General features: G+C 56.6%; 18 protein-coding genes. 7 read left to right on the top strand and 11 right to left on the bottom strand.

Translation table 11 applies throughout. The features are described 5' to 3' along the window. Window positions 1-32: 32 nt before the first annotated feature. Window positions 33-2,612, bottom strand: a complete 2,580-nt coding sequence (locus tag SOR61_RS07140) for a translation factor GTPase family protein (RefSeq protein ID WP_320611980.1) — start codon at window positions 2,610-2,612, stop codon at window positions 33-35. A 443-nt stretch (window positions 2,613-3,055) separates the two neighbouring features. Between SOR61_RS07140 and SOR61_RS07135 the strand changes: the two genes are divergently transcribed. Further along, complete coding sequence (locus SOR61_RS07135) at window positions 3,056-4,405, top strand: MATE family efflux transporter (RefSeq protein WP_320611979.1); 1,350 nt, start codon at window positions 3,056-3,058, stop codon at window positions 4,403-4,405. Window positions 4,406-4,482: 77 nt separating this feature from the next. Here SOR61_RS07135 and SOR61_RS07130 read toward each other — a convergent pair whose 3' ends face one another. From SOR61_RS07130 to SOR61_RS07095, 8 genes are all read right to left on the bottom strand, one after another. After that, window positions 4,483-5,823, bottom strand: a complete 1,341-nt coding sequence (locus SOR61_RS07130) for a citrate/2-methylcitrate synthase (protein ID WP_320611978.1) — start codon at window positions 5,821-5,823, stop codon at window positions 4,483-4,485. Then, window positions 5,804-6,295, bottom strand: coding sequence for a hypothetical protein (locus SOR61_RS07125; protein WP_320611977.1), 492 nt, complete (start codon window positions 6,293-6,295; stop codon window positions 5,804-5,806). The genes SOR61_RS07130 and SOR61_RS07125 overlap by 20 nt, the downstream gene beginning before the upstream one ends. Window positions 6,296-6,370: 75 nt before the next feature. Then, the gene (locus SOR61_RS07120) at window positions 6,371-6,799 is read right to left on the bottom strand and encodes a MarR family transcriptional regulator (protein ID WP_320611976.1); all 429 of its coding nucleotides are present in this window, start codon (window positions 6,797-6,799) and stop codon (window positions 6,371-6,373) included. A gap of 74 nt (window positions 6,800-6,873) precedes the next feature. Beyond that, window positions 6,874-8,514 carry an acyl-CoA dehydratase activase gene (locus SOR61_RS07115; RefSeq protein WP_320611975.1) on the bottom strand — a complete coding sequence of 547 codons (1,641 nt, stop codon included), beginning with the start codon at window positions 8,512-8,514 and terminating at the stop codon, window positions 6,874-6,876. Then, window positions 8,511-9,773, bottom strand: a complete 1,263-nt coding sequence (locus SOR61_RS07110) for a 2-hydroxyacyl-CoA dehydratase family protein (RefSeq protein ID WP_320611974.1) — start codon at window positions 9,771-9,773, stop codon at window positions 8,511-8,513. Before SOR61_RS07110 ends, SOR61_RS07115 begins: the two co-directional genes overlap by 4 nt. Window positions 9,774-9,797: 24 nt before the next feature. Then, a complete protein-coding gene (locus SOR61_RS07105; RefSeq protein ID WP_320611973.1) occupies window positions 9,798-10,940 on the bottom strand; it encodes an Mbeg1-like protein in 1,143 nt (380 codons plus the stop codon). 183 nt (window positions 10,941-11,123) lie between these two features. Continuing rightward, a complete protein-coding gene (locus tag SOR61_RS07100; protein ID WP_320611972.1) occupies window positions 11,124-11,723 on the bottom strand; it encodes a lactate utilization protein in 600 nt (199 codons plus the stop codon). Between the two features lie 20 nt (window positions 11,724-11,743). Further along, window positions 11,744-13,495, bottom strand: a complete 1,752-nt coding sequence (locus SOR61_RS07095; protein WP_320611971.1) for a Na/Pi cotransporter family protein — start codon at window positions 13,493-13,495, stop codon at window positions 11,744-11,746. Window positions 13,496-13,809: 314 nt separating this feature from the next. On the opposite strand from SOR61_RS07095, the gene spoIVA reads away from it, so the two are divergent. The 3 genes from spoIVA to SOR61_RS07080 all read left to right on the top strand — a co-directional run bounded on the left by spoIVA (window position 13,810) and on the right by SOR61_RS07080 (window position 17,560). Next, window positions 13,810-15,291 (top strand): stage IV sporulation protein A, encoded by a 1,482-nt coding sequence (gene spoIVA / locus SOR61_RS07090; RefSeq protein ID WP_320611970.1) that lies wholly within the window; start codon window positions 13,810-13,812, stop codon window positions 15,289-15,291. Between the two features lie 81 nt (window positions 15,292-15,372). Beyond that, window positions 15,373-16,179 (top strand): type III pantothenate kinase, encoded by an 807-nt coding sequence (locus SOR61_RS07085; protein ID WP_320611969.1) that lies wholly within the window; start codon window positions 15,373-15,375, stop codon window positions 16,177-16,179. Between the two features lie 187 nt (window positions 16,180-16,366). Beyond that, window positions 16,367-17,560, top strand: coding sequence for a pyridoxal phosphate-dependent aminotransferase (locus SOR61_RS07080; protein ID WP_320611968.1), 1,194 nt, complete (start codon window positions 16,367-16,369; stop codon window positions 17,558-17,560). An 87-nt stretch (window positions 17,561-17,647) separates the two neighbouring features. On the opposite strand, the gene SOR61_RS07075 is transcribed toward SOR61_RS07080, so the two are convergent. Beyond that, window positions 17,648-18,130: a GNAT family N-acetyltransferase gene (locus SOR61_RS07075; protein ID WP_320611967.1), complete on the bottom strand. Its 483-nt coding sequence runs from the start codon at window positions 18,128-18,130 to the stop codon at window positions 17,648-17,650. Window positions 18,131-18,670: 540 nt separating this feature from the next. Here SOR61_RS07075 and purB point away from each other — a divergent pair. Next, the gene (gene purB / locus SOR61_RS07070) at window positions 18,671-20,104 is read left to right on the top strand and encodes an adenylosuccinate lyase (protein ID WP_320611966.1); all 1,434 of its coding nucleotides are present in this window, start codon (window positions 18,671-18,673) and stop codon (window positions 20,102-20,104) included. Between the two features lie 92 nt (window positions 20,105-20,196). After that, window positions 20,197-21,123, top strand: coding sequence for an AEC family transporter (locus SOR61_RS07065; protein ID WP_320611965.1), 927 nt, complete (start codon window positions 20,197-20,199; stop codon window positions 21,121-21,123). A gap of 60 nt (window positions 21,124-21,183) precedes the next feature. Here the strand turns inward: SOR61_RS07065 and SOR61_RS07060 are convergent, their stop codons facing one another. Next, a complete protein-coding gene (locus tag SOR61_RS07060) occupies window positions 21,184-21,381 on the bottom strand; it encodes an ATP-binding cassette domain-containing protein (protein WP_320611964.1) in 198 nt (65 codons plus the stop codon). Here SOR61_RS07060 and SOR61_RS07055 point away from each other — a divergent pair. Next, window positions 21,370-22,965, top strand: coding sequence for an ABC-F family ATP-binding cassette domain-containing protein (locus tag SOR61_RS07055; RefSeq protein ID WP_407066519.1), 1,596 nt, complete (start codon window positions 21,370-21,372; stop codon window positions 22,963-22,965). The two genes, SOR61_RS07060 and SOR61_RS07055, sit on opposite strands and share 12 nt — an antisense overlap. Window positions 22,966-23,128: the final 163 nt, after the last annotated feature.

Genomic DNA, 23,128 nt, shown 5'->3' with positions numbered 1-23,128 from the left:
CTCCTCTCCATGGGATTGGTCAAAACCGAAGATCATGATTTTTCCGACAGGGTCCCCTTTTGGTTCAGCTGGTGGATCACCTGGTCGATTTGCTTCCCAACCCATTCTACCTCACGCCACAGTTCGGCAGCAGAGATCCGCAGAACGCCCGCTCGGAGAGCGGAGAGCTGGATGAGACTGTCGGAGGTAGCCACGCGAACGGCGTAGTTTTTCCCGATGTCGGATACCAGTCGCTCGATGAACATGTCGCCGGTTTCGTCCTGCTTGGTGTAGACCACCTGGATATGATGGTAGTCAAACCGGCTGCCCTGGCCGCCTTTTACCTTGTACCCGTCGAATACCAGAACCAGGCGGCACTGTTTGTAGCCGCAGTAGTTGCTTAAAATATCCATCAGCCGCTGCCGGGCGGCGTCCAGATTTTCTCGGGCCAGGTCCTTGAGCTCATCCCAGGCGAAGATCATGTTGTAGCCGTCCACGATGAGGTACTGCTGTTTGGGTGGAGCGATGGTCCGCTTTGGGGTGCTGGACTCCCGCTGCTGGAGGAACTGGTATTCCCGGTGCTTGATAGGACCGAATTCCCGCTCAAAAATGGCTTCCAGCTCCTTCTCGTCGATGTTCAGGTTCCGTGTAAAAACCCGGGGCGGCGGTGTGTTCTCTTCTTCCCGCTGGGGTTTCAGACAGCTTTCCAGGTGCATGTATTCTTCTACCTGGTTCCATTTGACCGTGAACCCACCACCGTGGGCGCAGAACACCGAGTCGGGGGTGTTGTCCAGGTCCCGTTCCGGTTCGTACCCCATGTCAGCGATCACCTGCTTGGCGTTGTGGCAGGGAGCGTAGCCATGGTAGGAACAGAAGAAGTGGCCTCGTCCTCTGGTGTAGGCAGCCACTTCCAGAGGATAGTCTTTCATAGCTGCCACAGGTGCGGTGCCTGTGAGAACGGCCCAGGCCCCATCGCTCTCCGGGGAGGAGAAGGTGGCGGACATGGTTTGCAGGTCGCTGATGGCCCGACCCAGCTGTTCTGCGGGCAGCTCCAGTTTAAATTCATACCAGGGCTCCAGAAGGATGCTCTTTGCTCTCATGAGTCCCTGGCGGAGACCGCGATAGGTAGCCTGCCGGAAGTCACCGCCTTCCGTGTGTTTCAGATGGGCCCGCCCGGACATGAGGGTGATGCGCAGATCGGTGATGGGGGACCCGGTCAGGACGCCCAGATGGGTTTTCTCTTCCAGGTGTGTGAGGATGAGACGCTGCCAGTTCCGGTCCAGCAGGTCCTCGCTGCATCGGGTGTCAAAGACCAGACCGGCCCCCTGTTCCAGGGGTTCCAGCAAGAGATGGACTTCTGCGTAGTGGCGAAGGGGCTCGAAATGGCCCACGCCTTCCACGGGTTCCTCGATGGTTTCCTTGTAGAGGATGTGCCCGGAGTCCACCTGGATATCCACGTCGAAGCGCTGTGCGATGATGCTCTTGAGCACCTCGATCTGTACCTGTCCCATAAGGCGGGCGTGGATCTCCTGGAGCCGTTCCTCCCAGACGATGTGGAGCTGAGGGTCTTCCTCTTCCAGCAGGCGGAGCTTGGGGAGCATCACTTGGGGGTCACATTGGGGCGGAAGCACCAGACGGTAGGTGAGCACCGGTTCCAGAAGGGGAGGGGAGGCGTGGGTTTCTCCCCCCAGCCCTTGCCCGGGATAGGTTTGGGTGAGCCCCAAAACGGCGCATACATCCCCTGCGGACAGGGTCTCTGCCGTTTCAAACTTGGCCCCGGAGTAGCGCCTGATCTGTGTGACCTTTTCTTCCATCGGTTCCTCTCCGTGGAGAGGGAGATAGGACACCGGGGTGCGGACAGACAGAGCGCCCCCTGTGAGTTTCAGATAGGTGAGACGAGCGCCCTGGGGGTCCCGGGCGATTTTAAAGACACGGGCGCCGAAGGTGTCAGGATAGACCGGTGCTTCCGTGTAACGGTTGAGTCCGTTTAGAAATTCCTCTACTCCTTCCATACGGAGGGCGGCGCCGAAGAAGCAGGGAAAGACCTTTCCCAGGCGGATCAGGCCGGAAATATCCGGCAGGGAAAGGGAGCCGCTGTCCAGGTAGCGCTCCAGGATGGTTTCGTCCCGCAGGGCGATGGACTCTTCCCAATCCTGCCCCTTCTGGGAGAAGTTGATGCATCCTTCGTCCAGGTGCCGCCGCAGCTGCTCCATGAGCGCATCCTGTCCGGAAGAGGGCAAGTCCATTTTGGTGATAAAGAGAAAGGTGGGGATGTGGTTGCGCCGGAGCAGCCGCCAGAGGGTTTCTGTGTGGGCCTGCACGCCGTCGGTGCCGCTGATCACCAGGATGGCGTAGTCCAGGACTTGAAGAGTCCGTTCCATTTCGGCGGAGAAATCCACGTGGCCCGGGGTGTCCAAAAGGGTAATGGAAAGGTCCGGGGTTTCCAGGCGGGCCTGTTTGGAGAAGATGGTAATTCCCCTGGCCCGCTCCAGATCGTGGGTATCCAGGAAAGAATCCCGGTGATCCACCCGTCCCAGCTTTTTGATGGTGCCGGCAGCGTAAAGGAGGGCTTCCGAGAGGGTGGTTTTTCCTGCGTCCACGTGGGCGAGGATCCCGATGACGAGTTTTTTCATATGATTACCTCACTTGGGGGGGAGTTAGTCAAAATCATGTTACAGAAGGTCGATGCTACTGGTTGTTATTATAGCAAAAAAAGGGAGGATGGGAAAGATGGGGGAAGAGAAGGGAGAGGGCGGCGGGATAAAACCTACAGTTTCCTTGATTTGTCTATGAGGGAGAGGGCGGGGGAGACTTTACTTTAGAGAGAAAGGGGCGTATACTATTTGTAAAGAATCTTTCCGTTTTTTGACGATTGTTGTGTTTCGTGCGCCGTCGCGAGAGGCAGGAACCGTATGCGGTGTCGCAGGGAGATGCGGACCGGAGGAAAGGAAGATGCCGTGGAATGCCGGGAGCGCCATGGCATTTTTTGTCCGGGTTTTAGGGAATGTCAGGTTTGTGAAGCGTTGGAGAGAGGGTGTGTACAATGGCTATGGTTGCGCAAAAGAAAGAACTTCCCATGACGGAAGGCAATATTTTCCGACAACTGCTGCTGTTTTCCCTTCCCTTATTGGCGGGGAATTTTTTTCAGCAGTGTTACAACACGGTGGACAGCATTGTCGTGGGAAATTTTGTAGGCAAGGCTGCACTGGCTGCGGTGGGAACCGTCAACCCGATCATTAACACATTGATTGGGTCTTTTTTGGGGTTGTCGGCTGGCATTGGCGTGGTGATTTCCCAGCTATACGGCGCCAGAGAGGAGAAGCGCGTAGAGGAAGCGGTCCAGACCAGCTTGATGCTGCTGCTTATTCTCTGTGTGGCCTTTACGGTGGCAGGGGTGGCAATGGTCCCCTTTATGCTCCGGCTTATGGCGACTCCCTCCGATGTGTTTGGGGAAGCGTCCCAGTACCTTGGGATCTATTTTGCCGGTGTGGCTGGACTCATGATCTATAACTGGGGTTCCGGGGTGCTGCGGGCCATTGGAGACTCCAGACGTCCGCTCTATTTTCTGATTTTTTCCGCAGGGCTCAATACGGTGCTGGATCTGCTGTTTGTGGCGGTCTTCCAGTGGGGCATCGCCGGTGCGGCCATCGCCACTGTGATCGCCCAGGTGATCTCGGCCATTCTGGTCCTGGTCGTTTTGACCCGGTCCCAGCAATGCTACCATATCCTCTGGAAGGGGATGCGGATGCGGAGAAGGATCCTGCGGAACATGTTTATTGTAGGGGTCCCCTCTGCGCTGCAGATGGCGATCACCTCCTTTTCCAATGTATTTGTCCAGTCTTATGTGAACCGGTTTGACTCTTCCTGCATGGCAGGCTGGGCAGCATACAATAAGATGGATGCCTTTGCGCTCATCCCTATGATGACCCTCTCTGTGGCAGCCACCACGTTTGTGGGCCAGAACGTGGGGGCAGGGAACTGGGAGCGGGCCAAGAAGGGGACCCGGTGTGCCCTGCTGATGACGCTGGTGGTGACAGGCATCCTGTTGGTCCCCCTGCTTGTGTTTGCCCGGCCTCTGTGCGGTTTGTTTAATCAGGAGCCGGAAGTGCTGAGATATGGCGTGTTCTTTGTGCGCATGATCTCGCCCTTCTATTTGATCTGTGCCTATAACCAGGTCTATGCCGGGGCGCTGCGGGGAGCGGGAGACGCCAAGATGCCAATGGTGCTGATGCTCTGCTCCTTTGTGGTGTTCCGTCAGATCTACCTGTTTACGGTGTATCGGCTGACTGGCGCGCTGGTGCCGGTTGCGCTGGGGTATCCTGTGGGATGGATCCTGTGCAGCTTCCTGATCTTCCTGTATTATCGAAGCGGCAAGTGGGTCAAAAACAGCTTGGTGACCTTCCCGGAGGAGGAAGCCAAAGCTTAGAGCGAGGAAAAAGAAACAGAAAAAACCTGGCAGTTCATTGATTGGTGAACTGCCAGGTTTTTTGTTATGGATAGGATTTAAAGAGCGGGGTCGTGAATTTCCTTCATGACACTCATGTAAGCGGGGCGGATGATCTTATTCATGCCCACCAATTCTTCGATTCGATGGGCGCTCCAGCCAACGATACGGGCGATGGCAAAGAGGGGCGTGTAGAGCTCCATGGGGATATCCAGGAGGTCATAGAGGAAGCCGCTGTAGAAGTCGATGTTGGGGCTCACGCCCTTGTAGATGGGTCTGGACTCGGAGATCAGCTGGGGTGCCAGCTCCTCGATGTTGCGGTAGAGGGCCAGATCCTGGTGACGGCCTTTGGCCTCTGCCAAAGGCAGAACGAAGGACTTGAGGATCTGTTCTCTGGGGTCGGAGATGGAGTAGACCGCGTGACCCATACCATAGATCAGACCACTGTGGTCGAAGGCTTCTTTGTTGAGGATTTTCCGCAGGTAAGCAGCCACTTCTTCCCGGTCGGTCCAGTCGTTCAGATGGGCCTTGATATCCTGGATCATTTCAATGACCTTGATGTTTGCACCGCCGTGACGGGGGCCTTTCAGGGAGGAAAGGGCAGCTGCGATGGTGGAGTAGGTGTCGGAGCCGGAGGAGGTGACCACACGGGTGGTAAAGGTAGAGTTGTTGCCGCCGCCGTGCTCCATGTGGAGGATCAGGGCGATATCCAGGGCCTTTGCCTCCATGGCGGTGTACGTCTGGTCGGTCCGCAGCATTTGCAGCAGGTTCTCTGCCGTAGAGAGGGCGGGGTCCGGCCGGTGGATGTACATACTGCTGTTGTTTTCATAGTGGTTGTAGGCGTGGTAGCCGTACACAGCCAGCATGGGGAACTCGGAAACCAGCCGGATACATTGCCGGATGCTGTTCTCCAGACCGCCGGATACCTGGCTGTCGTAGCTGGCCAGGGTCAGGACGCTTCGGGTCATGGAGTTCATGATATCCTTGGAGGGGGCCTTCATGATGACGTCCCGGGTGAAGTTGGTGGGCAGGGTACGGCAGTTGCTGAGAATGGCGGAGAACTCCTCCAACTGTTCTGCGGTGGGCATCTGGCCAAAGATGAGCAGGTAGGCGATGCGTTCAAAACCGAATTCCTGGGGGCCCAGAGAGTGGATCAGGTCTTTGATGTTATAGCCCCGGTACCAGAGCTCGCCCTCGCAGGGACCGCGCTTTCCGTTGATGGTCTTGAAGGAGACGATTTTGGAAATTTTGGTCAGGCCGGTGAGCACGCCTGTGCCGTTTACGTCTCGGAGACCACGGTTCACGCCGTATTCCTGAAACAGGGAATCGGGAATGGTGTCGTTTTGCACGCAGAGCTGCTTCTGAGCAGCGGAATAGGCTTCAAGGTTCTGAATGCTCAATGGATTCACCCACTTTCTCGGCTTCGATGCGCATGATTTCTTCCAGGCGGGAGATCTCTCCCAGCAGATGGATAAAGGCCTCCTCGCCGTAAGCTTCCACCACCCGCTGGTCATACTGCCACAGGAGCTGTTTCTGTTCCTGGGCAGAGGTGATGGAGGTATCGGTCAGTTGGATGTAGGTGCCTTCCTCTCCGATTCCGTCATGGGTCCACCGAACGAAGTCTTTTTCCTGCAGTCTTCTTACGATTTTGGAGACTTTGTGCATAGGCAGGTTCAGCCGCTTGGCGATGTTTTTCAAGTAGATCTTTTCGTTGCCGGTGTCCTTGGTATATTTGGAGAAGAGCCACATCAGGACATATTCATCCGAAGACATCTTTTGGAAGAGACTCTGGATGGATGGATTTTTGAATAAGCTGGTGGCGCTGTAGGGCAGCAGAGAGCGTAAAGTCTCTTCACGGTTAATTTCGGACATAGGAGTTCACCTCAATCAATTGAAATTATCTCTATGGATCTATCTTAAGGAGGGGCAGCCTCAGGGCAGCTCTCCTTATTTGCTGGTCACGTTAGAAATGATTTTTTTCTGGATTCGAATGTATTCTCTGGCATCCTCGGGGCCAAGGCGCTCCAGCATCTGGGCGGCAGCGGCCAGGACCTCCCGACGGATCTCCTGAATGAGCTCCAGCCCGTGGGGAGACAGAGAGACGATGACCTGCCGGTTGTTGCAGGGGTCAGGGAGCCGAGAGATCAAACGCTTCTCTTCCATCCGGTTGAGCAGGGCTGCGATCCTGGCGGTGCTCACCGCCAGGCCTTTGCTCAGGTCACCGGGGTGGGCCTGGACATTATGGGTCAGGAGGTAGTTCAGGACAAAGCACTCTCCCTTTGTGAGCTTTGCGAGTTGCTGTCTGTTGGGCACTTGCAGCATTCGCTCATTGACCTGCAATAGTTCGCTGGCCATGGATTCATAGTTCTCAGACATCAGACGCATCCCCTTACTGACATAGCTAACGTTGTTAGTAATGATAGCAAATCTGTAAAGAACTGTCAATCCTTTCAGGGCAGCTCCAGGGCGAAGAGGGCAGCGCCCAGAGCGCCGCAGAGCTGGGAATCCTCATGCACGAAGAGGGGTGTGCCCAGGGCTTCCTGGATGGCAGCCACCACGCCGGGGTTTTTGGAGACGCCGCCTGTCATCATACAGGGTCCTTCTCCGTTGGCCCGGCGGTACAGGGCGGCAGCCCGGACGGCCACCGAGCGGTTGAGCCCGTGCACGATGTCGGGCAGGGCCTTGTTCTGGGCCACCAGAGAGACCACTTCAGAGTCGGCAAAGACCGTGCACATGGAAGAAATGGTGATTTCTTCCTTCCATTGTAACCCAACTTGTCCGATCTCTTCCAGAGAAATTTGGAGGGTCCGGGCCATCATTTCCAGAAATCGTCCGGTCCCGGCGGCGCATTTGTCGTTCATCACAAAGTTGGTGACAGCCCCGGTTTCATCCAGACGGATGACCTTGCTGTCCTGTCCCCCAATGTCGATCACGGTACGAATTTGGGGGTTTAAGAAGTGGGCGCCTTTGGCGTGACAGGTGATCTCTGTGACCGACTTGTCGCCCCCTTCAATGACGCTTCGTCCATACCCGGTGGTGACCGTTGCGGTCAGATCGTTTTTTTGAAGACCTGCCTGGGCAAGGGCCTGGTCCAGGGCTTTGGCGGCGCCGTTGGAAGCGCCGGCTCCGGTGGGGAGGATCACCTTGGCCAGCAGGGTTTTCTTTTCGTCCAGAATGACCACGTCCGTGGTGGCGGAGCCGCTGTCGATTCCGGCGAAGTATCCGTGTTTTTCCACGGGACCACATCCTTTCTGTTCCTGTAATCCCTCTGCGAAGGCATCCAGCCGGGTGCGCAGCTGCTCCCGGCTCTGGGTGGTCCCGTCCGACTCGATTTTCAGCAGGGGGACTGGGAGGGATTCCCGAAGCTTGGCGTACTCAAACCCATAGAAGTCGCAGAATTGCAAGGTGTGATAGATCACACCGGAGAGACCGGGGGTGTTGAGCAGCGCACGGCGGCCGGTGTTGTCGGTCATGCGCATACAGGGGATCTGCCCCAGCAGCATCCGGGCATACGCTACCATTAAAGCGTGGAAATCCTCTTGCTCCTGGGGAAGAGAGACGCTGCGGTTGGCCGAGCAGGTGAGATTTTGCACCGGCAGAGGCATGGTCTCCTGAACCAGAGAGAAGAGGGAGCCTCCCATTTTGGCCCCCAGAACGGCGATATGCTCCCGGGTCTCCATGGGCAGCGGAGCGAAGGCCTGGAAAAAGCTTTCCTTCTGGAACGAGGTCCCTTTGTATTCGCCATAAGCCTGTGCCAGTTCTTCCAGCTGTTGGGCAGCGTATTCTGCCGAGCAGCCCTCGTTGCCGTGAAGAAGGTCCAGCATGTAGAGGAAATCCAGGGTGCCCAGATCCTTGAGGATATCGTAAGCGCTGCGAATGGTGTCGCAGCAATTGACCAATACAAGCTCCTTCACTTGCCCGGTGAGAACCGCCTGGATCACAGACTTTCCAAACCCGCAGAGGTTGGGGTGGGCGATCTGGTCGGACTGCTCGAAGTTATCCGGCGTTTCATCCAGCAGCAGACATTGGCCGCCCAGGGCGGTGAGAAGTTCCACAGGGGTGTATTTACAGACATAATAAGTAGGGGTCATGCCATTGCCTCCAGTACTTCCAAAAAGGCTTCCACCCGGGTGGCCGCCTGGCCTTCCCCGCCGAAGCCCCGGTCACAGCTGTCCCCGTCCAGGATCAGGGTGGGGATGCCGGCCTCTTCCAGGGTTTTCTTGCCCAGGCGGGCGCCGCCCAGGGTGTGTTTGCATCCCCAGTGGCAGAACCAGATGGCGCCGTCTGCCTTGGTCTGGCGGGCGACTTCCAGCGCCCGGTCGATCCGTCGCTGGGCCGGCCCGTTAAAGGAGGAGTAGACCAACCGTTTGGCCATGGCTTCATAGGGGCGGTTGGGGTCAGCCTCTGTAATGCCCTCATAGTTCATATCGCAGGCGGCGATCTGGACTCTGGGATTCTGAGCAAACAGCTGGCGGAGGGGAAGCACCCAGTAGGGGGTGGTGTGGATCCAGAGCAGCTGTTTTCCCGCAGCGGGAGGAGCCTGGGTCACCTCCTGAAGAAGCTGACGGGTGTAGCGCTCGGTCCCCTCGGTACCCAGGAGAAAGTGGAAGGCAGCGGTGCGATAGAGCTCACCGGTAAGATCGCTGAGCATCTGTTTTCCAGCCCGCTGGGTCAGGAAGGTTTTGTAGTTCTCCAGGGTGCGCTGGCTGCGGGCCACAGACGCGGCCAGACGGGATTCGTCCACGGGGATCCCGGTCTGTCTGGTGAGGAATTCCCCCATTTGCCGCAGTTGTCCGGCTACGTAGTCCACAGCCTGGGGGCTGGACTCAAAGGGGACATCCACGGAGAAGTGGGGGACGTCATAGAATTCTGCCAGATGGCGGAAGGTCAGCATATTGGCGTCGCAGGCTAATGTGGTGCTGAGGATGAACCGGGGCTTTGGCATGAGATTTTTTTGGGCTGCGCCGATGAATACCTTGTGGTAGGAGCAGAGGGAACTGGGAATCCCCGTTTCCTCTGCCTGTCGGAGAAAGCCCTGCTCTACCATCGACCCGGAGAGATAACTGGAAAACCCCTCACAGGAGTAAGGGTGCAGACCCTGGATGTGCAGCAGTTCACAGGGGGTGAAGAGGCTGACCATGACATTGTCTTCCGGCCGGGCCAGGCAGGTGATCATGGACTGGTTGACCAGCTGAAAGAGGGTCCGCTCGGAAGGGGTGGTTTTTCCGTGGAACAGACGGTTTTTCCAACCATTGGCCCGAAAGCCGGTGGTCAGCAGACGCCGGGCGCGGGCGGGGTTGGAGGCAGACAGTGCGCTGACTTGCGCACCGAAGGTTTCAATGAGGTTCATGAGGGGCTCCTTTGCGTATAGGGATCACCGCCGGCGAGACATGGTACGGCGGGAGGGGAGAGAGATGGCGCTGGGACGGTTGGCCATGCTAAGGCTGTGCAAAAACCGCCGCAGGTACACGCGCATTTCCCGTCGGGTGGCTCGGTCCAGGTTCCCGTATGCCTTTGCCATGGCAAAGGCGCTGTCCACCCAGGAGACAGAGAGGTCAGAGAGGGTTTTGGCATGGTTGGAGGACAACACCTGAAACAGGACCTCCGTAAACTCCTCCCGTTCCTTTGGGTCCATGGAGGCGATCCACCCTTGCAGAGCGGCAGCGGAGCGTCGTCCGGCAGGAGAACGGTGGGTCAAATAGCGGAACGAGGGGCCGTTTACCTCCCAGGAGAAAGGATCATGCTGACCAATGGCCGTGGTTTCGTGGCTTTTGATGGTGTGGTAGTGGTGATCCTGGTGCAGAAGGATGCCTACGATGGAAGCCTGAGGGATAAACGTGGAGATTTTTCCCTCCAGCGCACGGTATGCGGTAGAGCGGGTGAGATCCCGGGAGAAACCCGGGCCATCGTTGCTGTATACATGAAGGATGCGGTTTCTCACCGGCGGGGCAGCGTGGATGGCGGCCCAGACAGCCAGGTTTCCTCCTTTGGAGTGGCCGCCCAGCCGAAGCTTGCCCGGGAAGGATGCTGCTACACGGGCCAGATACTGTTCCGCCTGCTTTTGGGCGGGAACCGAGGAGGAGAAGCTCATATGGAAGCACTCTTTCCAGCCGACCAGGGTATCGTCGGTTCCCCGAAAGGCGAGAAAGAGGGTGCCGTCAGGAAGAAAATAGGTGAGGGCAGCGAACTGCATCTCGCTCTCCTCGTCCAGGATGCTTTCACAGCAGCCCAGACGGAGGGGGGCAAAGCGGGGACTGGCCGCAGCCTTTTGGGCCAGCAGAGGGATCTGCTCTGCCAGGAGAAGGCCCAGCTTTTCCCCATCTTCGTAGTGGGGAAGTTGTTTCACTGCCTTGGAAAAGGAGAGCTGCTCTGTCCCGCTGAGGTCAGAAAGGATGTGCTCAAAAGGTAGATAGGTGCAGATGGAAAGGATCAGATTATCGATCTCGCAGAAGGGGGCCAGGGAAAAAGGGAGCATACCCCGCCGGCTCAGATAGTTTAGGCAGTTGCTGTAGGTCATAGGTCCTCCTTGGAGGGAACGGGAAGATAGGTATCTTCTTTGCCTGGTTCCCCCTCTTCTTAAAGCACTATTATATCATATTCTGCACGAATAGGAAAGTAAAAAAACACAACGCAGAATACGCCTCACATGGAGGGTCCTGCGCTGTGTGATATCTGCGCCTGAAACAAAGGTTGAAGGCGGTCAAAAGCCAAGATCCTCGTCGATCAGAATGACCTGGCAGAAGGGGACGTGCAGCAGGGGCTGCCACCATACGGAGAGGCCCCGGCAAATGCGCTCCGGACTGTTGCAGTCGTAGCATTGAAGGGAGTCACCGGCGGCGCAGGAGGTGTTGCGGTGCAGACGCCGGGCGTTTTTGGGGGCGGCGATGTTTCGGGCCCGCCAGAGGGCCTTGTGGAAGGTAGTCTCCACTTTGTTCTTCCCTACGATGAAATAGACAGCCTCTTTGGCGGCTGTGGCGGCGGAGATCCGGTTGCCGGCCCCGTCGATGTTGATGAGTTCCCCCGTCTCGGCGATGGCGTTGAGGCTGGTGAGATACACCTGTGCCCGGGCGGCTTGCTCCAGAGTTTCAGGCCCGGGGGTTTTCCAGTGCCAGAAGACAGTGTTGGTTTCGCAAAGGCGGGGATAGAGCCCCATGGCCTCCAGGGTCATGCTGCCTCCCATACCGATGGTTTTCCCGTGCAGATGCTGGACAAGATAATCTGCGGCCTGGGCAGAGGAGGGGAAGAAGCGGAAGGAGAATCCCGCTTCTTCCAGGTTGGTTTTCAGACGTTCTAAGTGCATCAGGACCTTCTCCTTTTGCATTACTGGTTGGGCAGGGCGAAGCGCTTGCTGTATTCTTCGTAATATTGGTCGAAGCTGTGAGAACGAAGCACCTTCAGGCTGGTGATGTACTCGTGGGTGTCGAAGGAATCGGATTCCAGTTCGATCATGGCCACGGCGATGTTGGAGCAGTGGTCTGCCACCCGCTCATAGTTGGTGAGCAGGTCGTTGAACACGAAGCCCTGGTCCAGTTTGCAGATCCCCCGCTGCAAGCGGTCCACGTGGTGGAGCTTCATTTCGTCGCAGAGGTTATCGATGAGTTCTTCCAGGGGTTCAATGTGGTACGCCAGTTCCATATCACCGGAAATAAAGGCGGTCACGGCGTTGAAGGTGATCTCATTGACTGCCTGGAACATCACATGCAGCTCCTGCTTGGCGGCGTCCGAGAAGATAATGTTCTTTTCGTGGATCTCCTTGGCGCACTCGGCGATGTTCATGGCGTGGTCAGAGATCCGCTCAAAGTCACCGATGCAGTGGAGGAACTTGGTGACGTCTTTGTTTTGCTGATCAGTGAGCTCCTTGCCGGTGAGCTTAATGAGATAGCTGCCCAGCTTGTCCTCGTAGCGGTCCACCACATCTTCCCGCTGAGAGATGAGCTGGAAGCTTTTTTCGTTGTAGTCAGTGATGAGGAAGAAAGCGTCTTCCAGATTGGCCTTGGCCTCCAGGGCCATGTTGTTCAGGGCCTCCCGGCTCTGCTCGATGGCCAGGGTGGGGTGGCTGATGAAGCGGGCTTCCAGGCGGGCGAAGTCTTCCTGTTCCCGGCCGGAGGTTTCGGTATCCTTGAAGATCCGGCAGATCTGCCGCTCGATCATCCCGATGAAGGGAGTGAGGACCAGAACGGTGGCAAAGCGGAACAGGGTGTTCAGGAAGGCAATGCCGACCATGTCCAGGGTGGTTTCCATAAAGGAGAAGTGGAAAACAGCGTTGGCGGCATAGAAGAGAATACCCCAGATGACGGCCCCCAGGACATCAATGAGGAGATAGACGAACGCAGTGCGCTTTCCGTTGATGTTGGCCCCCAGAGAGGAGAGGAGAACAGGCAGGGCGGCGCCAACGGCGATGCCCATAATAAGGGGGAAGGCCACGGAGAAGGTGATCACCCCGGTGGCTGCCAGGGCCTGCAGAATACCCACGGCGGCAGAAGCACTTTGCAGCACACAGGTGAAGAGAAGGCCCACCAGGATACCCAGCAGAGGGCTGGAGAAGGTGGTCAACAGGCCGAGGAAGAATTCGCTCTCCCGAAGGGGTGAGACGGCGCTGCTCATGGTCTGCATCCCGAACATCAAAACGGCAAAGCCCATGAGGATATCGCCGATATGGATGCGGCTCTGTTTTTTGGAGATCATGCGCAGAAGAATACCCACCACGGCCACAACGCCGGTGATGGTAGAGGTAGACAGCAGAGAGACCAGGCCGGAGCCGCCTTCCAGGGAGGAGAGGCAGATGATCCACCCGGTGACGCTGGTGCCCAGAATGGCGCCCATAACGATCCCGATGGCCTGATTCACCTTCATCATACCGGAGTTCACAAAGCCCACCACCATGACGGAGGTGGCAGAAGAGGACTGGATGATGGCGGTGACGCCGGTGCCCAGGAGAACGCCTTTGATGGGGCTGCCGGAGAGTTTGTAGAGGACCAGTTCCAGTTTATTGCCGGCTACTTTTTTCAGGCCATCCCCCATGAGAGTCATGCCGAAGAGGAAGAGGGCCACGCCGCTGAGCAGCGAAATCACGTTAGATACGCTCAGTTTAACTCACGCTCCTTTGGGTTGCAAATACACTCATTGAGTGTACTATAAGAAACCAAGGTTAAATCTAACCTATGTTTTTTGTTAAATCTGTGTAAAGAGACAAGGATTTAGCAAAATCGACGAAAGGACACGGAACGTGGCGGCAAAGAACCGGGTCTATTGACGGCGGGGGAGACATACACATGGAGTATCGAGCCGGCGCGGACCGGCGGAGCGACTGGCTGGGAAGGACCGCGGCTGACAGAGGAAGGCTCTGTTTGATGGAACAGAACGAAAAAAGGCGCATGGAGGTTTGTATGAATACCCTGACAAGCATCTATCAGGACATTGCCACCCGCACGGCGGGGGATATTTACATTGGCGTAGTGGGCCCTGCCCGCACGGGGAAGTCCACGTTCATCAAGCGATTTATGGAGACCATGGTGATCCCCAATATTGAGGACGCCTACCGGCGGGAGCGGGCCCGGGATGAACTGCCTCAGAGCGGGTCGGGCCGCACGGTAATGACAGCGGAGCCCAAATTCGTACCCGAAGAGGCTGTGGAGGTGGCCATGGAGGGCGGCGGGGCGTTCTCTGTGCGCCTCATTGACTGCGTGGGCTACATGGTGCCCGGCGCGGTGGGACAGATGGAGGATGATCTGCCCCGGATGGTCCATACTCCCTGGTTTCCGGAAGAGATCCCCATGGCAGAGGCAGCGGAGATCGGCACACGGAAGGTCATTGCAGAGCACTCCACCATCGGCATCGTGGTGACGACGGACGGAACGGTGACAGAGATCCCCCGGGAAGACTACCTGGAAGCAGAGGAGCGGGTGATCTCTGAGCTGAAAGAGCTGGGCAAGCCGTTCTTGATCCTGCTGAATTCAGCCCGGCCGGATTCGGACCAGGCCCAGGCATTGCGGGCGGAGCTGGCGGAGAAGTATGACGTGACCTGTATGACGGTCAACTGCCTGGAGCTCAGCCAGCGGTCGGTGACGGAGATCATCCGGTCGGTGCTCTATGAGTTCCCGGTGGAGGAACTGCAGTTGTTTCTGCCCCACTGGGTGGAAGCCCTGGAGCCGGGGCATCCCATCAAGGGGAAGGTCTTTGATGCCATCCGTGGCGCCATGGGGGGGCTGCACCGGATTCGGGATGTACGGCCTGTGGTAGAGGAGATCGGGCAGTGCGAGCTGCTGACCTCGGTGCAGGTGACGGCCATGCGGCTGGGGAGCGGCAGCTGCTCGGCCCGGCTGGAGCTGCCCCGCAGCCTGTTCTATGAGACCATGTCCCAGCAGACGGGCTTCCCCATTCGGGACGACGGGGAGCTCATGACCCTTCTGGCAGAGCTGGCGGGACAGAAGGCGGAGTACGAGAAGGTGGCGGCGGCCATGGAAGAGGTCCGGGCCACGGGGTATGGCATTGTGATCCCCGGGGCTGGGGAACTGGAACTGGAGGAACCGGAGATCATCAAGCAGGGTGGGCGGTATGTCGTTCGTCTGCGGGCCCGGGCCCCCAGCATCCATATGATTCGGGCGGATATTCAGGCGGAGGTTTCACCCATCGTGGGCAGCGAAAAGCAGTCGGAGGATATGCTGGGCTTTTTGCTCCAGGAGTTTGAAGGGGAGCCGGAGCGGATCTGGCAATCCAACATTTTCGGCAGGTCCTTCCACGAGCTCATCAACGAGGATCTGGCCAGCAAGCTCAAGCACATGCCGGAGGACGCCCGGCAGAAGATGCAGCAGACCCTGGAAAAGATCATCAATGAGGGATCGGGGGGCCTCATCTGCATCATTTTGTGAGTTGCACGGAAAAGGAATTGATTTTTTTGGTGTATCCACCTATAATAAAATAAAAGTGATTTTAGGATACGAATTAAGGATATGAATGAGGTGAGACCCATGATTTTAGCCGTGGACATAGGCAATACGACAATGACGTTTGGCTTGTATACGCCGGAAGGATCGCTGGTGTTTCGAGGGGCGATCAAGACGGATAAAAATAAGACCCGCGACCAGATCGCCATTGACTTTCTGGATATGTTCCGCCTGTACGGCGCAGAGATCCAGTCGGTGACCGGTGCGGTGATCTCCAGCGTGGTTCCTCCCATGACGGCGGCCACCGCTGACGCCATCCGGCAGCTGAGCGGCACCACGGCCATGATCGTAGGACCTGGGATGAAAACCGGCATGAACATCCTGGCAGAGATTCATAATCAGCTGGGTGCGGACATTGTGGCCTCTTCGGTGGCGGCGCTGCAAAAATATCCCGCCCCCATCATCGTGATCGATATGGGGACGGCGACCACCATGTCCTATCTGGGCAAGAATATTTACGAAGGCTGTATTATTATTCCCGGAGTGCGGATCGCAGTGGAAGCGCTCTCCGGGCGCGCAGCAGAACTGCCGTATATCTCCATTGAAGAGCCCCCGTCTGTGCTGGGGCGGAGCACCATCGACGCCATGCGCTCCGGGGTGATCTACGGCAACGCCGGGATGATCGACAGTATGATCGAGAAGATGGAGGAGGCCGCCAAACCCGCCGCCACCGTGGTGATGACGGGGGGAAATGCCGACCCCATCCGCAAGTACTGCAAACGGGACATCATCTACGATGAGAACCTCATCATTGACGGACTGTACTATCTCTATCAGAAAAACCAGGACCGCCGGCGGCGAAAGAACGATTGAATTTTTATGTAATGGGACAGAGGGATCTGCCGGAAAAGGCAGGTGCCTCTGTTCTTTTTTTGAAAGTGCCCAATAAAAAAGGGTCAGAATATATATTTTTAGAGACGTTGCTATTGCAAATATGCAGGATTGTATCTATAATATTTCACCGAGAGACGAAATAATTATTATACGGGAGGCCTGTATTATGAAAGAGTTGTCTGCACTTGCACAGTCCGTTCGGGCGTCGACCACCATCGCCATCGACACCCAGTTCAAGAAAATGCGCGCCGAGGGGATCGACGTGATCGGGTTTGGCATGGGAGAGCCTGATTTCCCTACGCCGGAGCATATTAAACAGGCCGGAATCCGTGCGATTGAAAACGATCAGACCAAGTACACCCCCACCCCCGGCACCATGGAGGTCCGGAAGGCAGTCTGCAAGCGGATGCTGGAGGACTGGGGAGTTTCCTATGAGCCGGAAGAGGTGATTGTCAACGCCGGCGCTAAGCACATCCTGTATGTGACCCTGAAAACGCTGGTGAACCCTGGGGATGAGGTCATCCTCCCTGCCCCCTACTGGGTGAGCTACTATGAGATCATCAAGATGGTGGGCGGCGTGCCTGTGGTGGTGGACACCACCGAGGCCTCGGGCTTCAAGATGAGCGCCCAGCAGCTGAAGGATGCCATCACCCCCAAGACCAAGGCCCTCATCTTCAACAACCCCAGCAACCCCACCGGCATGATGTACAGCAGAGAGCAGATGGAGGAACTGGCCAAGGTCTGCGTGGAAGAGGACCTCTATGTGATTTCGGATGAGATCTATGGCAAGCTGACCTTCGATGGAAAGCAGTATGTGTCCTTCCCCTCTCTGAGCCCAGAGATCAAGGAGCGGACCATTCTGGTCAATGGCGTCTCCAAGTCCTATGCCATGACCGGCTGGCGGATCGGCTTCGCCGCAGGCAACCGGGACATCATCAAGGTGATGAGCAACTACCTCAGCCACTGTATTTCCGGCACCAGCGCCATCTCTCAGGCAGCTGCCGCAGAGGCCTTTGCCGGCGAGCAGGATGAGATTGAAACCATGCGCAAGGAGTTTGAAGTCCGTCGGGATTACCTCTATGAGCGCATGAACAAAATCCCCGGCGTGCATGCTGTCCGCTCTGAGGCAACCTTCTATATGCTCATGAACCTGGAAGAGCTGGTGGGCAAGACCCTGTATGGAGTGGAGATCCACGACTCTGACGACTTTGCCAAGGTCTTTCTGGAAAAAGGCTTGGTAGCCGTGGTGCCCTGCACCGGCTTTGGTGCCCCCAACTATGTCCGCTGGTCCTTCGCCGTCTCCATGGAGAACATCAAGGAAGGCTTGGACCGCCTGGAAAACTTCTTGAAAAACGCATGATCTACTGACATAAAACCAAAAGCGCTCACCTTTGGGTCTCGATCCAAAGGTGAGCGCTTTTATGTTTTCCTGCCTGGGCTGCGGCGGTTAAAAAGTCAGCCGCATTTGGTACCATTGTACGTTTCCGTGTACGGAAGCGGAAATTCCCTCGTTGACAAAGCCGAACTTGGCATAGTAGGGGAGGAGCGCCTCTTTACAGGTGAGGACCAGGCCCTTTCTCCCTTGCAGCTTGGCCTGTTGGATCACATGACGCAGCAACTGACCGGCGCAGCCCTGGCAGCGGTAAGCCGGGTCGGTATCCACGCCGAAGATCATCTGCCAGTCGCCGTCCGGCTGGTGGAGGCTGGCCTGGTCATATAGTTCGTCGGTCAGGTCGGCCTGGCTGGTGGCCATACCGTTGACCATACTTACCAGCTTGCCCTGGTGCAGCAGCAGCCAGAAACAGTCGGGATAGGTTTCCAACCGTGCCCGGAGGGAGGCTTTGCTGGCGGCCTCTGCCGGGGGGAAGCAGGAGGCTTCCAGGGCAGCTGCCATGTCCAGATCACGGAGGGTTGCGGTTCTAATTTCCATAACGGGTTCCTTCCTTATGATGATTCTTGCTGGATTACAATATAGCATAGTATAATATAGCATAGATTGGACATAGAAAAAATGATCTTCCCCCAGTTGGTGAGGAGGAAGATCATTCTTTATTGACAGTTTGCGGGAAATAGAGTATTCTATGGGTGGGTGGCTTTCCCACCCAAGAACACTCTATAAAGTTACCTTACATGTACTTATCTATGATAAGAAGAGTAAGGCCAACGAAAAAGTCTACGATTGCGGTTACAACTATTACTTTTGTATCTAACCGCGATTTTGTAGACTTTTTCTTTTTCCTGCTCACTGTTTATACAAGCTATACGATATCAAAATATAGGAGAAGGAGCGGCAGAAGTGAAAAAAAGAAGGAGGGGAGTCCCTCCTTCTTTTCTCTTCTCCTCACCTTGCAAAGGGGGAGGGAGTATGATAAGATTAACTCCAACTAAATGGTCGCGAGGGGACTGATCCCTCCATCTCTTCCTGCCATGAGGAATACGACCGAGAAATGAAAGATAAGGTTGTGAGACAATGAAGGATACCTACGAGAGCCCTCTGGCCTCCCGCTATGCCAGCCGGGAGATGCTGTACATTTTTTCTCCGGACAAAAAGTTTACCACTTGGCGTCGGCTCTGGATTGCGCTGGCCCGGGCGGAGATGGAACTGGGTCTGCCCATCACCCAGGGTCAGATCGACGAGATGGAGCGGGAAAAGGATAACATTGACTATGAACTGGCCCAGCAGAAGGAAAAGGAACTGCGCCATGACGTGATGGCCCATATCCACGCTTACGGTGCCCTGTGCCCCAGCGCAATGCCCATCATTCATCTGGGTGCCACCAGCTGCTATGTGGGTGACAACACCGACATTATCCTCATGCGGGAGGGCCTGGAACTCATCCGGGACAAGCTGGTGCGGATTCTTGCCTCCCTGGCGAAGTTTGCGGAGGAATACAAAGCTCTGCCCACCCTGGGCTACACCCACTATCAGGCCGCGCAGATGGTCACGGTGGGCAAGCGCGCCACCCTGTGGATGAACGAGCTGCTCATGGACCTGGAAGAAGTGGAGTACCGTCTGGACAACCTGAAGCTGTTGGGCTGCAAGGGGACCACCGGCACCCAGGCCAGCTTCCTGGAGCTCTTTGGCGGCGACCAGGAGAAGGTCCTGGAACTGGATCGGAAGATCGCTGCGGAGATGGGCTTCGACAAGGTGCAGCCGGTGTCCGGTCAGACCTACACCCGGAAGGTGGACGCAGCGGTGCTGTCTACCCTGTCCGGCATTGCCCAGTCTGCCCATAAGTTTGGGACCGATATGCGTCTTCTGTGCCACATGAAGGAAGTAGAAGAACCCTTTGAAAAGCATCAGGTGGGGTCTTCTGCTATGCCCTATAAGCGCAATCCCATGCGCAGCGAGCGGATCTGCGCCCTGGCCCGCTATGTCATTTCCGACGCCATGAACCCTGCCATGACCTCTTCTCTGCAGTGGTTTGAGCGGACCCTGGATGACTCCGCCAATAAGCGCATCGCCGTTTCTGAGGCCTTCCTGGCGGTGGATTCCATCCTGAACCTGTATGAGAACGTCTCCTCCAACCTGGTGGTCCATCCCAAGGTGATCCAGCGGCATATCATGGAAGAGCTGCCCTTTATGGCCACGGAGAATATTTTGATGGACGCAGTAAAGCGGGGCGGCAACCGCCAGGAGCTCCACGAGCGGATCCGCACCCACTCTCTGGCCGCAGGCAGCCAGGTGAAGGACGAAGGCAAGCCCAACGATCTGCTGGAGCGGATCGCAGCGGATCCGGTCTTTGGCCTGACCAAGGAAGAAGTGATGCAGCACCTGAATCCCTCGGACTATATTGGCTGCTGCCCGCAGCAGGTGGACCGTTTCCTGGCCCAGTGTGTCCAGCCCGTGCTGGAGCGCTACGCGGAAGCACTGAAAGGAACCGGAACAGAGATCAAGGTCTGACGATCATTTTTGCAGCACGAAGGTGTTAGTTCAATCCCTCCTCGGGTTTTCCGGGGAGGGATTTGTCAGGAAAAAGAGAGGAGGATGGACCGTTGACCTGGTTGGTGGTTTTGGAAAAAATGGTCATGCTGGTGCTGCTCATGGTGGTGGGCTTTGGGTGCGCCAAGGCGGGCTGGGTGGACAGTGCGTTCAGTCAGAAGGCCAGTCGGCTGGTGATGAATGTGTTCATCGTGTGCACCATTATCAGCTCTGTGGCCAATGTGGAGCCGATGCTCAGCAATCTGGAACTGCTGATCACAGCGGGGTCTGTGTTCCTGGTGTTTTTTCTGGGTGCGGGGCTGGGATGGCTGGGGGCACACCTTTTACGAATGAAGGGGCACGATAAAAACGTAGGCCTGTTGTCGGTGTTCTTTATGAACAACGTGTTTATCGGCTTTCCTGTGGTAGAGGCTCTTTTTGGGAAAAATGCGATTTTCTGCGCCTCCCTGACCAACCTGCCCTTTAACCTTCTCCTGTATTCCATTGGTACGACCCTTCTGCGGGGAGAGGGAAAAAGAGGCCGGATGACGGTGCGTGAGATCTTTACTATGCCAATGATTGCAACCCTTGCTGCGGTGGTGATTTTCCTGTTCCAGATCCCCATTCCGGCCCTGGTGGCAGACACCCTCTCCACCCTTGGGGCAGCCACGGTTCCCATGTCTATGATCATCGTAGGCATTTCCCTGAGCCATGTTCCGGTCCGGAAGGCCCTGCTGGATGGCCGCGCCTATGGGATGAGTTTGGTGAGGCTGATTTTGTGCCCTGTGCTCACCTGGCTGGTGTTGGGGTTCCTTCTGCCGCCGGGCATGGAATTGGTGAAAGAGATTCTCATCGTAATTTCTGCCTGCCCCAGCGCGGCTATGATCACGATCCTCTGCGTACGGTTCGGGAAGGACGATCAGTTTGCCTCCAAGGTCAACTTCCTGAGTACCGTGCTTTGTGCGGTGACCATGCCGGTGATCACGTATTTCCTTTTATAAGGGCACTTGCTGCTCGGATGTAACCACAGGATAGAAAAAGGAGAGTTGCGTATGCTCTTATCAGCAGAACATATATCCCTGAATTTCGGCCTCAAGCAGTTGCTGGACGATGTGACTCACCTGCACATTGGGGTCCAAACTGACGGTCCCTTGGTCGGGTATCTGTTCTCCTGCCAAAACCCGGAGGAAACTGCTTTTCCCGGTCCCGTTGATTCCAATGATCCCAATCTTGTCTCTCTCATTTAAATAGAGGGTCACCTCAGCCAGAATCCCCGGATGGAGGAGACGGCTACCGTGCTGGAGCAGGTGTTTGCAGACTTTTCTCCAGATGTGCGCAGCCTGATGGAATACGAGGCCAAGGCCATGCTTACCCGATTGGGGATCACGGACTTTGACCAGCCGGTGGGCACCCTGTCCGGCGGCCAGAGAAAGCGAGTGGCCCTGGCGGCGGTGCTTCTCCACCCGGCAGACGTTCTGATTTTAGACGAGCCCACCAACCATCTGGACAGCGATATGGTGCTCTGGCTGGAAGGGTATCTGCAAAAGTTTACCGGGGGCCTCATTATGGTGACCCATGACCGGTACTTCCTTGAGCGGGTGGCCAACCGGATCACGGAGCTGTCCCACTGCCATATCCGTCATTACGAGGCCAATTACTCCAAGTATCTGGAACTCAAGACCCAGCAGGAGGAGATGGAGCAGGCGGCCCAGCGGAAACGGCAGTCCATTCTCCGGGTGGAGTATCAGTGGATCATGCGGGGGGCCCAGGCCCGGCGCACCAAGAACAAGGACCGGATCGCCCGATACGAGGCCTTAAAAGCCCAGAGTGGGCCGGAGGTGGACCAGTCGGTGCAGATGGCCACCCTGTCCAGCCGTCTGGGGCGGAAGACTGTGGAATTACAGGACGTAACCAAAGCCTTTGGTCAGCGAACAGTGCTCCATCACTTTTCCTATAGTGTGGCTCGGGATGACCGCATCGGTATTGTGGGGCGCAACGGCGCAGGCAAGTCCACCCTGCTCAACCTGATCGCCGGGAAGCTGTCGCCGGACTCCGGCGCAGTGGAGTGGGGCGAGACCGTCCGGATCGGGTATTTCTCTCAGGAGGGGAGAGAGCTGGACTTGGACCAACGGGTGTATGACTATATCCACGAGATTGCAGGAGAGGTGAAGACCCGGGAGGGGAACTTCTCTGCCACCCAGATGATGGAGCGTTTTTTGTTCCCCACCCAGCTTCAGGGTCAGCCCATTGGCAAACTCAGCGGCGGGGAACGCTGCCGGCTGTATTTGCTGTCCGTGCTCATGGAGGCGCCCAACATCTTGCTGTTGGATGAGCCCACCAACGACCTGGACGTGACCACCCTTGCCATTTTGGAAGAATACCTGGAGACCTTCCCCGGGGCGGTGATCGCGGTGTCCCACGACCGGTACTTCCTGGATAAAATGGCGGAGCAGATTTTCGAGGTAGGAGACGAAGGGGTCATCCGCCGCTATACCGGCAACTTCTCGGATTATCTGGAAAAGCGCCGTCAGGAGGAGCGGGCGGAAGAAAAGTCAGAGAAGAAGGAGAAACCGGCTGCCTCCCGTCCGGTCCGCCAGAAGAAGCTGAAGTTTTCCTTCAAGGAGCAGCGGGAGTATGAGACCATCGAGGACGACATTGCCGCCCTGGAAGAGAGGCTGGCATCCTTGGAAGGGGAGATGACGGCCTGTGGCAGCGACTACGTGAAGCTGCAGGAACTCACGGAGGAGCAAGGAAAATTTCAAGCAGAGCTGGAAGAAAAAATGGAGCGCTGGATGTATCTCACCGACCTGGCGGAGAAGATCGCAGCCCAGGAGAATACATAAATACGAGAAACGCCCCTTCCTATTGAACTGAACCAGTAAAAACGGACAATAGACAAAACGCCCCCTGATGTAGGAAAATGGAAGTACTACATCAGGGGGTAATTTAATGGCCAGAAAATATGAAAAAGTGAAGTTGCTTCTTCCCGTTGTTCAACAGATGCAA

Origin of the sequence: Evtepia sp., from assembly GCF_034090835.1 — a bacterium.
GTDB lineage: Bacteria > Bacillota > Clostridia > Oscillospirales > Oscillospiraceae > Evtepia.
The sequence above is the reverse complement of the archived record's forward strand: the minus strand, read 5'-3'. Positions and strand labels throughout refer to the sequence as shown.

Bases quoted from the DNA above. Each gene is read 5' to 3' on its own strand.
- SOR61_RS07080 (WP_320611968.1), top strand. From the start codon at position 16,367: ATGAAAGAGTTGTCTGCACTTGCACAGTCCGTTCGGGCGTCGACCACC.
- SOR61_RS07125 (WP_320611977.1), bottom strand. From the start codon at position 6,295: ATGTCCGAAATTAACCGTGAAGAGACTTTACGCTCTCTGCTGCCCTAC.
- purB (WP_320611966.1), top strand. From the start codon at position 18,671: ATGAAGGATACCTACGAGAGCCCTCTGGCCTCCCGCTATGCCAGCCGG.
- SOR61_RS07115 (WP_320611975.1), bottom strand. From the start codon at position 8,514: ATGACCCCTACTTATTATGTCTGTAAATACACCCCTGTGGAACTTCTC.
- SOR61_RS07075 (WP_320611967.1), bottom strand. From the start codon at position 18,130: ATGGAAATTAGAACCGCAACCCTCCGTGATCTGGACATGGCAGCTGCC.
- SOR61_RS07100 (WP_320611972.1), bottom strand. From the start codon at position 11,723: ATGCACTTAGAACGTCTGAAAACCAACCTGGAAGAAGCGGGATTCTCC.
- SOR61_RS07110 (WP_320611974.1), bottom strand. From the start codon at position 9,773: ATGAACCTCATTGAAACCTTCGGTGCGCAAGTCAGCGCACTGTCTGCC.
- SOR61_RS07140 (WP_320611980.1), bottom strand. From the start codon at position 2,612: ATGAAAAAACTCGTCATCGGGATCCTCGCCCACGTGGACGCAGGAAAA.
- SOR61_RS07135 (WP_320611979.1), top strand. From the start codon at position 3,056: ATGACGGAAGGCAATATTTTCCGACAACTGCTGCTGTTTTCCCTTCCC.
- SOR61_RS07105 (WP_320611973.1), bottom strand. From the start codon at position 10,940: ATGACCTACAGCAACTGCCTAAACTATCTGAGCCGGCGGGGTATGCTC.
- SOR61_RS07120 (WP_320611976.1), bottom strand. From the start codon at position 6,799: ATGTCTGAGAACTATGAATCCATGGCCAGCGAACTATTGCAGGTCAAT.
- SOR61_RS07085 (WP_320611969.1), top strand. From the start codon at position 15,373: ATGAATGAGGTGAGACCCATGATTTTAGCCGTGGACATAGGCAATACG.
- spoIVA (WP_320611970.1), top strand. From the start codon at position 13,810: ATGAATACCCTGACAAGCATCTATCAGGACATTGCCACCCGCACGGCG.